The following is a 12346-nucleotide window of genomic DNA, read 5'->3' on the forward strand; positions in this document are numbered from 1 at the left end:
TACCCTGGGGTCCGTGACCGCCGCCCTCGCCCCCACCGCCGCGCTCGACGCCGCGGACTGGCAGGCGCGCCGGCGGGCGCACGAGGAGCGGGTGGACGCCTGGCTGACGCCGCACCTGGCCCGCCGCCGCCGGGGCGAGCAGCACCCGGTCGAGGACTTCCTCTTCACCTACTACTCGCACCGGCCGGCCCAGCTGCGCCGCTGGCATCCGGGCGCCGGGGTGGTGCTGCGGGACGCGGACCCGGCCGAGTTCGGCCGGGACTACCGCGCCACCGCCGGCGGGGTCACCCTGGACACCGCCGCAGTGCGCTCCCGCCGCGCCGACTCGGTCGACTGGATCCGCTCGCTGCTCGCGGCGACGGCCGGCCGGGCGGGGCACTTCGGCTGCTTCGGGATGCACGAGTGGGCGATGGTCTACCGGCAGACCCAGGCCGAGGTACGGCACAACGCCTGGCCGCTGCGGCTCAGCCCGGAACAGACCGCACGGACGGTCGAGGCGAACCGGATCCGGTGCAGCCACTTCGACGCGTACCGCTTCTTCACCGCGCCGGCCCGGCCGCTGAACCTGCTCACCCCGACCCGGGAGACCCAGCACGCCAACGAGCAGCCGGGCTGCCTACACGCCAACATGGACCTCTACAAGTGGGCGTACAAGCTCTCGCCCCTGGTCCCGTCGGACCTGGTGGCTGACTGCTTCGAGCTGGCGCGGGAGATCCGCACGCTGGACATGCGGGCCAGCCCGTACGACCTGGCCGCGCTCGGCTACCCACCGGTCCGGGTGGAGACGGCGGAGGGACGGGCCGAGTACGTGACCGCCCAGCGCGGCTTCGCCGAGCGGGCGGCCCGGCTGCGGGAACGCCTGCTGGCGGCCATCCCGGACTAGCCCGCCGAGGCCGGATCGGCGGTTTGGCGATGTCCGGCAGGCGCAGATGCCGCCAGCTCGGCGACCTGGCTACGGACGCGGCGCAAGCGGCCGGGACGGCCGGCTATTCGCCGTCGACGCGGCGGTCGCGCTTGCGTTGCGACTGGCGCTTCTTCTCGGCCAGCCGGCGCTCCTTGGCCCCCCGGGACGGGCGGGTCGGCCGGCGCGGCGGGGGCGGCGGGGCCACCGCTTCGCGCAGCAGGGCGACCAGCCGCTCCCGGGCGGCCTCCCGGTTGGCCAACTGTGCCCGGTGCTCGCTGGCGGCGATGGTGACCACCCCGTCGACCAGCCGGTTGGCGAGCCGCTCCAGGGCCCGCGCCCGCAGCGACGCCGGCACGCTCGGCGACGAGCCGAGGTCGAAGCTCAACTCGACCCGGGAGTCGGCGGTGTTCACCCCCTGCCCGCCGGGGCCGGACGAGCGGGAGAAGCGTTCCCGCAGCTCACCGGCGGGGACGACCCACCGGTCGGTCACCCGCAGTCCGTCGTCCACCCCTTGAGGCTAGCGGCCCGGCCGCTGGCCGGGTGTGGCTCGGGGCAGGCGGCTAGCGGCCGGGGCGCCCGCTGGGCGTGACACTCGGGGTGGGCGACGGTTGCGCGGACTCGTCGTCGGCGCCGACCGCCGCGTACGCGACCGCGCCGACCAGCAGCAGGGCAATCACGCCGATCTTCGTGGTGACCGCCCGGATCAGCAGCCACGCGGCGCGACGCGCGCCGGGCACGCTCTTCTTGACGGTCTGGTAGTCGGCCCAACTTCGACGCGCCCGGGCGTACGCCGACCCCACCCCGCACCCGATGACCAGGCCCACCAGCAGGAGGACCGCGATGAGAGGACGCTCCACCCACGCCAGTATCCATACTCAGCGTAATATTTCCATGGTCCGATCCTTTCGCGCCGGGTATCCGACATTTCCCAGGACTCCCAGCACGCCCCGCCGGCCCTCGCCGAGCGGTCGGACCTCAGCCGCCCTTGCCGATGATGGTGTCGGCGGTCTGCTGCACCTGGTCGATCGGGATGGCGAAGCCGATGCCGATCGAGCCGTTGCCGTCGATGGTGGCGATCGCGGTGTTCACCCCGACCACCTCGCCGCGCGCGTTGACCAGCGGTCCGCCGGAGTTGCCCGGGTTGATCGAGGCGTCGGTCTGCACCGCGGAGTGCCGGTTGTCCCCGAGCCGGACCTGCCGGTCCAGGGCGCTGACGATGCCGGCGGTGACGGTGCCGGGCAGCCCCAGCGGCGACCCGACCGCGAGCACCGGCTCGCCCACCCGGGTGGATCCGGGTTTCGCCAGCGGCAGCGCCGCCAGCCCGGCCGACGGCGGCACCTTGAGCACCGCCAGGTCGCTGCGCGGCTCCCGGCCGACCACCTCGGCGGCGAACCGCCGGCCGTCCGGCAGTTCCACGGTCACCGAGCCGTTGCGGCCCTTGGCCAGGATGTGGTCGTTGGTGATGATGTGCTGCTGGTCGTCGACCGCGAACCCGGATCCGGTCGCCGACGCGCCGCCGGCCCCGCCGACCAGCACCGATACCACCCCCGGCACGGTCTTCCCGGCGGCGGTGACCAGCTCCGCCGGCACCGGGGCGGCGGACGCCGGCGCTGCGCCCGGTGCGCCGTCCCGGCTGGCCACCCAGCCACCGGCCGCCGCGCCGGAGACGGTGGAGAGAGCGACCACCGCCAGCGCGGCCAGCAGCCGGGTGCGCCACCGCCACCCCACCGGGTCCCGGCCCGCGCCCGCCCCGTCCCGCCCGCCCCGCCCGGCCGGGTCCAGCTCCGGCGAGATGAACCAGGGGCCGCGCGGCTCGCCCAGTCCGGTCTGCACTGCCATGCGTACTCCTCACTCTCGGTCCGCCGGTCAGGGCAGGCGGGAGAACCAGCGCATCGAGCCGGCCGCCGCGCCCAGCGCGAACACCAGGCCGAGGCCGATGAACCGGGCCGACACGTCCTGCCGCTCGGTGCGGTAGCCGACCGAGCTGCCGATGTCGTCGTAGACCGCGCGCAGCTCGTCGCTGCTGCTGGCCTCGTGGAAGCCGCCGCCGGTCTCCTCGGCGACCGCGCGCAGGGTCTGCCCGTCCACCGGCACCTGGATCGGCCGGCCGCCCCGGTCGACGAACCCGCTCGGCGTGCCGAACGAGATGGTGTGCACCGGGACCTCGACCGCGACGGCGTCCGCCGCGGCCTCCATCGGGTCCATCCCGGAGGTGTTCGCGCCGTCGGAGAGCAGGATGATCCGGGCCGGTGGCGGCTCCTTCGCCGCCTGGCTGTCCAGGCCCTTGACCGCACCGAGCGAGGTGCTGATGGCCTCGCCGATGGCGGTGCCCTGCACGCCGGTGGCGCCCTCGGCGAGCCGCTCGATGCCCTCGTGCAGCGCCTCCCGGTCGGTGCCCGGCGGCACCAGCACCGCCGCGCTGCCGGCGAAGGCGACCAGTCCGACGTTGAACTCGTCCGGCAGGCCGTCGACGAACCGGCGGGCCGCCTCCTTGGCCGCGCTGAGCCGGTCCGGTTCGACGTCGGTGGCGAGCATCGAGGTGGAGACGTCCACCGCCACCATCACCGTGGCGCGTTCCCGCGGCACCTGCACCTCGGCGGTCGGCCGGGCGAAGCCGACCACCAGCAGCGCCAGCATGGCCAGGAACAGCCCGGCGGGCACGTGCCGCCGCCAGACCGGCCGCTCCGGCGCCACCCGGTCGAGCAGCCGCAGGTTGGTGAACCGGACGGCGTACCGGCTGCGGCGCCGCTGGAGCATCAGGTAACCGAGCGCCAGCGCGAGCACCCCGACCAGCAGCCAGAGCCGGACCGGAGACAGCCAGATCACGCGGCACCTCCCCGGGCCGCGCCGGCCGGGGCGGCCGCGAGCCGGCGCTGCGCCCGCACGTGCCGCACGATGTCCGCGCCCCAGTCCCGGTCGGTACGCAGCGGCAGGTGCGTCGCCCCGCCGCGGCGTACCGCCTGGCGGACCTGCTCGCGCTGGGCGGCCGCGGCGGCCGCGTACCGCTCGCGCAGCCGCTCGTCACCGGTCCACACCTCGCGCCGGCGGCCGGTCTCCGGGTCGACCAGGGTGATCAGGCCGACGTCCGGCAGTTCCAGCTCGCGCGGGTCGGTTATCTCCACGGCGAGCACCTGGTGCCGGACGGCGAGCCGGCGCAGGACACGTTCCCAGGGCGGCTCCTGCGCGGGGTCGTCGGGCAGCCCGTCCAGGAAGTCCGAGACGACCACCACCAGCCCGCGCCGGGTGGCCACCCGGTGCACGGCGTCCAGCGCGTCGGCCAGGTCGGGCCCCGCCGGCGGTACGTCCGCCTCGTCGTACCCGCCGGCGCGGGGCGCGGCCAGCAGCGTGCGGAGCAACCCGAGCAGGTGGGTACGCCCGCTGCGGGCCGGATACCCGCGCAGTCCGTTCGGGCCGAGCACCTGCGCGCCGAGCCGGTTGCCGAGCCCGGCGGTGAGGAAGCCGACCGCCGCGACGGCCGCCACGGCCAGCTCGCGCTTGTCCAGCTCGGCGGTGCCGTACTCCATGCTGGGGCTGGCGTCGACCAGCAGCCAGGTGGTCAGCTCCCGGTCGGCGTCGACCTCCCGGACGTGCGGCACGGTGGTCCGGGCGGTCACCGCCCAGTCCATCCGGCGTACCTCGTCCTCACCGGGGCGGTACTCCCGGCTGCCGGCCGGTTCGCTGCCCGGGCCGGGCAACAGTCCCCGGTACTGCCCGTGCAGCAGGCCGTCGAGGCGCCGGGTCACGGCCAGTTCCAGCCGGCGCAGCCGCCGGTCGGGGGTGAGGTCGGCCAGCCCGGGATCCGCCGGCGCCGGTGTGATGGCCTCGCGCCACCTCATGCCGCCGCCAGGTCGGGCGCGTACTCCGGATGGTTGTTGGCGATCCGGGGTGGCGGCACCGCGTCGACCAGCCGGCGGACCACCGACTCGGCGGCCACCCCGTCGGCGATCGCGTCGAAGGAGAGCACCAGCCGGTGGGCCAGCACGTCCACGGCCAGCTCCCGGACGTCCTCGGGCAGCACGTACTCACGGCCCCGCAGCAGCGCCTGGGCCCGGGCGGCGGCCACCAGGCCGAGGGTGGCCCGGGGGCTCGCCCCGTACGCGAGCAGCGAGGCGATCTCCGGCAGCCCGAACCGGCCCGGATCCCGGGTGGCCAGGATGAGCCGGACCACGTACTCGGCGATGGCGTGGTGCACGAAGATGTTGCCGGCGCGCACCTGGAGCTGGCGCAGCCGTTGCGGGTCGAGCACCTGGCGGGCGCGCGGCCGCTCGGTGCTCATCCGGTAGAGGATGGTGAGTTCGTCGGTGTCGCTCGGGTAGTCGACGACGATCTTCATGAGGAAACGGTCGCGCTGCGCCTCCGGGAGCTGATAGACGCCCTCCGACTCGATCGGGTTCTGGGTGGCCAGCACCAGGAACGGCTCGGGCACCGGGTAGCTGCGCCCGCCGATGGAGACCTGCCGCTCGGCCATCGCCTCCAGCAACGCCGACTGCACCTTCGCCGGCGCCCGGTTGATCTCGTCGGCGAGCACCAGGTTGGCCATGATCGGCCCCAGCTCGATGTCGAAGGCCTCCTTCGAGGCCCGGTAGATCCGGGTGCCGACGATGTCGGACGGGACGAGGTCCGGGGTGAACTGGATCCGGGAGAAGGTGCCGCCGACCGCCGTGGCGAGGGTCTGCGCGGCCAGCGTCTTGGCCACGCCGGGTACGCCCTCCAGCAGGCAGTGCCCGTCGGCGACGAGGGCGGTGAGCAGCCGTTCGACGAGCCGATCCTGCCCGACGATCACGCGTTTGACCTCGAAGAGGGTCTGTTCCAGCTCAGCGCCGCTCGCGTCGGGATCGGCCGGGCTGGGCATGCTGGCCAGGGTGTCCGAGATGTCCGTCACGGTGCTTGCTTCCCGTGGCGGACCTCGGACAAACGTCGGAATATCCCGCCCTGGCCCACCCATACCGCGCCGGAGCGGCGCGACCACCAGCAACGCCGCAGGCCGGCAGGAAACGGAGAAAGCCGGCCCGCACGCTGACGTGCGGGCCGGCTCCCCGGCGGGGGCCGGAGGTGTGCGGAGGTCAGAGGTGTACGACGAGGTGGAACGGCAGGTCGGCGGCCACCCCGGCCGAGGTGCGGGTCTGCACGAAGACCCCGTTCGGGGTGAGCAGTCGGGCCGCGACGGCGACCTCGCCGCCGGCCGGGATGCAGCACGAGTCCGGCCGGCCGATGGTGGCCAGGTAGACGCCCCGGGTGACGTTGTACGGGAACTGCACCTCGTACTGGCCCACGCCGTACTTGATCACGGTGCCGGCACCCCGGGCCTTGGTGCCGTTGGCGTTGACGATGGTGGTGTAGTGGGTGCCGGCGGCAGCGGTCGTCTGGGCACCGGCGGCCAGCGCCGCCTTCGCCTTGCGCGCCGACTCGGCGGTCACCGGCGGCTGGCTGCCACCGCTGGCGCGGGCCGCGGGCTGACTGCCCCCGTCCGGGGCCTTGGCGACGGCGACCCCGCCGCCGGCCAGGCTGAGCGCCAGGACGGCGAACGCCACCGCCACCGCCTTACGTCTGAAGATCGTGGTCATGACAGGTCTCCCCTTTTGTGACCGTGGTGATACTGCCGACCCGCGCCTCGCGGGACGGGTGATGCCCTTCTCAGCCGAGGCGATAATTGACCGGAGTGGGCCAGAGAATTGCCTTGCTCGCACCTGAACAGTTGAAGACTTCTTGTTCCGCACCCTTGCCGAGCTGCGATAACTACTCACAGCCACAACGCCTCAACCAGGTGGAACGTAGCAGGACATAAAGCTGGGCGTCAATAGTCGGTCCCGCTTAACGAAGCCGTTGTTGCATCGTCGAAAAATTGTGAGAAGCGAATGCTTCCACATTCGCGAAATGGGTTCGCCGTCGATTGTCGGGACCCGGAACGACGCCGGCCCGGCTAGTCTGCAAGCCGTGATCACCCAGACCGTGCCGCAGCCCGTGGGCACCCGCTCCGGCCGGCTCCGGACCGCGCTCTGCTGGGCCGCCGTGGCGCCCGGGGCGGTCTGGGCCGCGGTGCGGCTGCCGGGCCTGGAACACGGCCCGCTGGTGCAGGCGCTCGCGTTCACCCCGTACGTGGCGGCCTGGAGCCTGCTGCCCCCGCTGCTCGCGCTCGCCCTGCGGCGCCGCTGGCCGGCGGTGGTCGCGGCGGTGACCGCGGTCGCGCTGGTCGCCGTGGTGGCGCCCCGGGCACTGGGCTCGGCGCAACCCGCGGCGGCCGGGCCGACCCTGCGGGTGCTCACCGCGAACCTGCTGGCCGGCTCCGCGGACGCGGCGGCGCTGGTCGACCTGGTCCGCGCGCACCGGGTCGACGTGCTGGCCGTGCAGGAGTTCACCCCCGGCGCGCAGGCCGAACTGGACCGCCTCGGCCTCGACCGGCTGCTGCCGCACCGGCAGCTGAACCCGCGGGTGGGCACGCCCGGCTCCGGCCTCTACGCCCGCTGGCCGATCAGCGACGGCGGCGTACGGCAGCTGCGCGGCGCCTGGGGCTTCACCCAGGCGTACGGCACGGTGGCGGTGCCGGGCGGGCCGCCGGTACGGGTCGAGTCGGCGCACCCGGCGGCGCCCTACGCGGTCGACCAGGTCGGCTACTGGCGGGACGACCTCGCGGCGCAGCCGCCGGCCACCCCGGACGGCCCGCTGGGCATCCTGGCCGGGGACTTCAACGCCACCCTCGACCACGCGGCGCTGCGCGCCCTGCTGGCCACCGGGTACGTCGACGCGGCCGACGCCGCCGGCGCGGGCCTGCGCGGCACCTGGGGCCCGTACGACGGCGACCCGATCCCCCCGGTGACCATCGACCACGTGCTGGTCGACCGCCGGATCGCCGTCCGCGCGGTGGAGGTCCACCCGCTCCCACGCACCGACCACCGCCCCGTCCTGGCCACCCTCACCCTGCCCTGACCGGCAGTCGGCGGCGGGCGGTCCATGCTCGACGGACGGGATCAGACCCGGGTGCGGTCCAGGCCGTAGGTGAGGGCGTCGACCAGGGCGTGCCAGCTCGCCTCGACGACGTTGGGGTGCACGCCGACGGTCGTCCAGTCGCGGCCGGTGCCGTCGGCGGTCTCCAGCAGCACCCGGGTCACCGCGCCGGTGCCGGTGGTGCCCTCCAGGATCCGCACCTTGAAGTCCGCCAGCTCGAAGTCGCGCAGCTCCGGGTAGTGCCGGGCCAGCGCGACCCGCAGCGCCTCGTCCAGGGCGTTGACCGGGCCGTTCCCCTCGGCCGTGGCGATCACCCGCTCCCCGCGTACCCTGATCTTGACGGTCGCCTCGGAGACCACCGCGCCGTCCTCACGGTGCTCCACCAGCACCCGGTACGACTCGAGCGCGAACGGCCGCGCCGGTGCGGCGTCCGGCAGCTCGGAGCGGACCAGCAGCTCGAACGAGGCGTCCGCGGCCTCGAACGACCAGCCGCCGGCCTCCAGTTCCTTGACCCGCTTGGTAACCCGGGACAGCGCCTCCGGATGGCCGGCCAGGTCCAGCCCGAGCTCGCGGCTCTTGAGCTCGACACTGGCCCGGCCGGCCATCTCGGTCACCAGGATCCGCATGTCGTTGCCCACCACCTGTGGGTCCACGTGGTTGTAGAGCAGCGGATCCACCTTGATCGCGCTCGCGTGCAGCCCCGCCTTGTGGGCGAAGGCGGCGGCCCCGGCGTACGCCTGGTGGGTGTCGGGGGCGATGTTGGCGATCTCGGCGATGGCGTGGGAGACCCGCACCATCTGTTCCAGGCAGCCCTCCGGTAGGACGGGCAGCCCGAGCTTGAGCTGGAGGTTGGCGACCACCGCGAAGATGTCGGCGTTGCCGGGGCGCTCGCCGTAGCCGTTCGCGGTGCCCTGGACGTGGCGCACCCCGGCCTCGACCGCGGCGACGGTGTTGGCCACCGCGCACGCGGTGTCGTTCTGGGCGTGCATGCCGAACAGTTCCGGGCCGACGCCGAGCCGGTCGGTCAGGTCGGCGATCGCCGCGGTGACCTGCGACGGCAGCATCCCGCCGTTGGTGTCGCAGAGCACCACCCGCTCGGCGCCGGCGGCCAGCGCGGTCTCCACGACGGCGGCGGTGTACGCCGGGTCGTGCCGGTAGCCGTCGAAGAAGTGCTCGCCGTCGACGAAGACTCGCCGCCCCTGGCCGACCAGGTACGCGACGGTGTCGTGGACCATCGCGAGGTTCTCCGCGGCGGTGGTGCGCAGCGCGCGCTCGACGTGCCGCAGGTCGGCCTTGGCGACCAGGGCCACCGCCGGAGTCCGCGCGTCGAGCAGGCCGCGCACCTGCGGATCGTCGGCGACCGCCACGCCGGCCCGCCGGGTGGCGCCGAACGCGACCAGCACCGCGTGCTTCAGGTCGAGTTCGCCGTACGCCCGGCGGAAGAACTCGGTGTCCTTGGGCACCGCGCCCGGCCAGCCCCCCTCGATGAAGCCGACGCCGAACTCGTCGAGCAGCCGGGCCACCGCGAGCTTGTCGACCACCGAGTAGCTGAGCCCCTCACGCTGCGCGCCGTCGCGCAGCGTGGTGTCGTAGACCTGGAACGTCATGGGGAGTCCTTTCGGGAGCAACAAAAAGACCCCCCGCGGGATGCGGGAGGTCTGCGCGCTCGGCGGAGGGGAGGCCGGCGCGCTAGGTGCGAATAATCAGGACGGTGCTGGTCACGATCAGTACTCTGCCACTCTCCGCTGCTTTTGGGAGGCAAAATCCACATGCCGGGACGGTGACGCAGAGTCGTGATAGCGCGCCGGCCATGACTTCGGGACAGAATCCGCCGCCGGTGATCGACTTCACAAATCACCCGGCCGCCACCAGGCGGAAACAACGCTGCGGAAGTATCTGGAACTGATCCAGTTACGGCCTCGTGCCGCTGTCAAGGAGGACCTGTGCTCACTGTCGGTGACCGCTTCCCCGAGTACGAACTCACCGCCTGCGTGTCGCTGGAGGCCGACAAGGCGTTCGAGACGATCAACCACAAGTCCCACGAGGGCAAGTGGCGGGTGGTCTTCTTCTGGCCCAAGGACTTCACCTTCATCTGCCCCACCGAGATCGCCGAGTTCGGCCGGCTCAACGGCGAGTTCGCCGACCGGGACGCCCAGGTCCTCGGTGTGTCGGTGGACAACGAGTACGTCCACTACGCCTGGCGCAAGGACCACCCGGACCTGCGCGAGCTGCCCTTCCCGATGCTCAGCGACATCAAGCGCGAGCTGACCGCCGCCTGCGGCGTGCTCGGCGAGGACGGCGTGGCGCAGCGGGCGACCTTCATCGTCGACCCGAACAACGAGATCCAGTTCGCCATGGTGACCGCCGGCTCGGTCGGCCGGAACGTCTCCGAGGTGCTGCGGGTGCTCGACGCCCTGCAGACCGACGAGCTCTGCCCGTGCAACTGGAAGTCCGGCGGCGAGACCCTCGACGCCAACGCGCTCCTCGCCGGCGCCGGGGCCTGAGCATGGGCCTGGACGCGGTCAAGGCGGCTCTGCCCGAGTACGCCAAGGACATCAAGCTCAACCTCGGCTCCACGATCGGGACCAGCACGCTGAACCCGGTCCAGGCCTGGGGCACCGCGCTGGCCTGCGCGGTCGCCGCGCGCAACCCGGTGGTGCTGCGGGAGATCGCCGCCGAGGCGGGCGACCACCTCAAGCCGGAGGCGATCGAGGCGGCCAAGGGCGCCGCCGCGATCATGGCGATGAACAACGTCTACTACCGGGCCAAGCACCTGATCGGCGACGAGCAGTACCAGTCGATCCCGGCCCGGCTGCGGATGCAGATCATCGCCCGGCCCGGCGTGGAGAAGGCCGACTTCGAGCTGTGGTGCCTCGCCGTCTCGGCGATCACCGGCTGCGGGGTCTGCCTGGAGTCGCACGAGAAGACGCTGCGCGCCGCGGGCTTCAGCCGCGAGCAGGTGCACGAGGGGCTGCGGATCGCCGCGGTCGTGCACGCCGCCGCGGTCACCCTGGACGCGCAGGCCGCGCTGGCCTGAGCGAACTCGTAGGGCTTGAGCGGAAACCCCGCGAGGCTGCCGGACAGGCGCGCAGGGCCGGCCGGTCACACCGGCCGGCCCTTTTCGTCGGTCACAGGTGTAGCGATCTCGACACCGGGTAGGACATGGGGCTGACAGGGCACCAACCCCCGATCAGTCGAGTAGAGGAGTGAAACGCCATGGAGCGGCTCGACCCTCGAACGACCCACGGGATGCCGGATCCGCTCGTGCGGGGCGGTCAGGGCGCCGTCCCGGGCGGCACGCCCGGCGGCGCCTTCGACCCGTGGCGCTACCGCGACGACGCCGGGGTGACCGGCGTCGACCTGGTGGGCTACAAGGTCGAGGCGAGTGACGGCGGCATCGGCAAGGTGGACCGGGCCAGCCACGAGGTCAACTCCAGTTACCTCGTGGTCGACACCGGTCCGTGGATCTTCGGCAAGAAGGTCATGATCCCTGCCGGCACCGTCAACCACGTCGACCACGACGAGCGGAAGGTCTACGTCGACCGGAGCAAGGACCAGATCAAGGCCGCGCCCGAGTACGACGAGACCGCCGACACCGACCGGGCCTACCGGGACAAGCTCGGTGGTTACTACGGCGACACGTACTCGGCCATCCCGCCGGGTACCGCCAGGTAACGGTGGATCCTGTTTGGACGGCCGGTGGGGCTCCGCCCCACCGGCCGTTACCGTGTCAGGGTGGACGCTATCGAGGTCAATCGCCGGATCCCGTTCTCCGCCATGTTCAACTTCCGTGACGTCGGCGGCTACCCCGGCCACGACGGCCGGGCGGTGCGCCGAGGGCGGCTCTACCGCTCCGACTCGCTGCACCGCATCGACGAGGCCGACCGGGAGGCGTTCGCCGCCCTCGGCATCCGGACCGTCATCGATCTGCGCCGCCCGTACGAGATCGAGCGCGACGGCCGGGTCCCCGACTTCCCCGGCCTCACCTGGCGGCACGTCGCGCCCGAGCACGACGAGTGGCACCTGTGGCCGTACCAACCGGGCAGCGACCTGGCCCGCTACCTCGCCGACCGGTACGCCGACCTGGCCGAGACGGGCACCGACGGGCTGGCCGAGGCGGTCGGGTTGATCGCCGAGGCGGGCAACGCCCCGGTGGTGGTGCACTGCGTGGCCGGCAAGGACCGCACCGGCACCGTCTGCGCGCTGACCCTCGCCGCGCTCGGCGTCGACGACGAGACCATCGGCGCCGACTACGCGCTCAGCACCGAGGCCGGTGAACGTTTCCTCGCCTGGTTCGCCGGCACCGGCCAGCAGACACCGTCGGGTCTGCCGCCGCTGGCCTGCCCACCCGAGGCCATCACGCTCTTCCTCGCCGAGCTGCGCGAGCGGCACGGCTCGGTGGAGAACTACCTGCGCCACGCCGGGGTCACCGACGCCCAGCTGGCCGCACTCCGGGACCACTTGCTGGAGTGACGGCCCGGCCGCACCCGCAGGCCCGGC

Annotated in this window: 14 protein-coding genes; 6 read left to right on the forward strand and 8 right to left on the reverse strand. The window is 73.3% G+C overall.

Annotated features, from left to right (window positions below):
• Positions 1–13: 13 nt before the first annotated feature.
• Complete coding sequence (locus FHX32_RS25380) at positions 14–883, forward strand: 3-methyladenine DNA glycosylase (protein WP_167188182.1); 870 nt, start codon at positions 14–16, stop codon at positions 881–883.
• A 103-nt stretch (positions 884–986) separates the two neighbouring features.
• On the opposite strand, the gene arfB is transcribed toward FHX32_RS25380, so the two are convergent.
• The 7 genes from arfB to FHX32_RS25415 all read right to left on the reverse strand — a co-directional run bounded on the left by arfB (position 987) and on the right by FHX32_RS25415 (position 6468).
• Positions 987–1412: an alternative ribosome rescue aminoacyl-tRNA hydrolase ArfB gene (arfB, locus tag FHX32_RS25385; RefSeq protein ID WP_167188185.1), complete on the reverse strand. Its 426-nt coding sequence runs from the start codon at positions 1410–1412 to the stop codon at positions 987–989.
• A gap of 52 nt (positions 1413–1464) precedes the next feature.
• A complete protein-coding gene (locus FHX32_RS25390) occupies positions 1465–1761 on the reverse strand; it encodes a hypothetical protein (RefSeq protein ID WP_167188188.1) in 297 nt (98 codons plus the stop codon).
• 118 nt (positions 1762–1879) lie between these two features.
• The gene (locus FHX32_RS25395; protein WP_167188191.1) at positions 1880–2743 is read right to left on the reverse strand and encodes a trypsin-like peptidase domain-containing protein; all 864 of its coding nucleotides are present in this window, start codon (positions 2741–2743) and stop codon (positions 1880–1882) included.
• Between the two features lie 27 nt (positions 2744–2770).
• Positions 2771–3730, reverse strand: a complete 960-nt coding sequence (locus tag FHX32_RS25400; RefSeq protein WP_167188194.1) for a VWA domain-containing protein — start codon at positions 3728–3730, stop codon at positions 2771–2773.
• Positions 3727–4740: a DUF58 domain-containing protein gene (locus FHX32_RS25405; protein ID WP_167188197.1), complete on the reverse strand. Its 1014-nt coding sequence runs from the start codon at positions 4738–4740 to the stop codon at positions 3727–3729. The genes FHX32_RS25400 and FHX32_RS25405 overlap by 4 nt, the downstream gene beginning before the upstream one ends.
• The gene (locus FHX32_RS25410; RefSeq protein WP_167188200.1) at positions 4737–5786 is read right to left on the reverse strand and encodes an AAA family ATPase; all 1050 of its coding nucleotides are present in this window, start codon (positions 5784–5786) and stop codon (positions 4737–4739) included. The genes FHX32_RS25405 and FHX32_RS25410 overlap by 4 nt, the downstream gene beginning before the upstream one ends.
• 181 nt (positions 5787–5967) lie before the next feature.
• The gene (locus FHX32_RS25415; protein WP_167188203.1) at positions 5968–6468 is read right to left on the reverse strand and encodes a hypothetical protein; all 501 of its coding nucleotides are present in this window, start codon (positions 6466–6468) and stop codon (positions 5968–5970) included.
• A gap of 385 nt (positions 6469–6853) precedes the next feature.
• On the opposite strand from FHX32_RS25415, the gene FHX32_RS25420 reads away from it, so the two are divergent.
• A complete protein-coding gene (locus FHX32_RS25420) occupies positions 6854–7828 on the forward strand; it encodes an endonuclease/exonuclease/phosphatase family protein (RefSeq protein ID WP_486481349.1) in 975 nt (324 codons plus the stop codon).
• Positions 7829–7869: 41 nt separating this feature from the next.
• On the opposite strand, the gene cimA is transcribed toward FHX32_RS25420, so the two are convergent.
• Entirely contained in the window at positions 7870–9453 is a 1584-nt protein-coding gene (gene cimA, locus FHX32_RS25425; RefSeq protein WP_167188209.1) for a citramalate synthase, read from the reverse strand.
• A 336-nt stretch (positions 9454–9789) separates the two neighbouring features.
• On the opposite strand from cimA, the gene FHX32_RS25430 reads away from it, so the two are divergent.
• The 4 genes from FHX32_RS25430 (at position 9790) to FHX32_RS25445 (ending at position 12319) form a co-directional block, all read left to right on the forward strand.
• Positions 9790–10350, forward strand: a complete 561-nt coding sequence (locus tag FHX32_RS25430; RefSeq protein ID WP_167188212.1) for a peroxiredoxin — start codon at positions 9790–9792, stop codon at positions 10348–10350.
• A gap of 2 nt (positions 10351–10352) precedes the next feature.
• Positions 10353–10883, forward strand: coding sequence for an alkylhydroperoxidase, AhpD family (gene ahpD, locus FHX32_RS25435; RefSeq protein WP_167188215.1), 531 nt, complete (start codon positions 10353–10355; stop codon positions 10881–10883).
• A 179-nt stretch (positions 10884–11062) separates the two neighbouring features.
• The gene (locus FHX32_RS25440) at positions 11063–11521 is read left to right on the forward strand and encodes a PRC-barrel domain-containing protein (protein WP_167188218.1); all 459 of its coding nucleotides are present in this window, start codon (positions 11063–11065) and stop codon (positions 11519–11521) included.
• 60 nt (positions 11522–11581) lie between these two features.
• The gene (locus tag FHX32_RS25445; protein ID WP_486481313.1) at positions 11582–12319 is read left to right on the forward strand and encodes a tyrosine-protein phosphatase; all 738 of its coding nucleotides are present in this window, start codon (positions 11582–11584) and stop codon (positions 12317–12319) included.
• The last annotated feature ends 27 nt before the right edge of the window (positions 12320–12346 follow it).

It is taken from the genome of Micromonospora sp. CNZ280, from assembly GCF_011759515.1.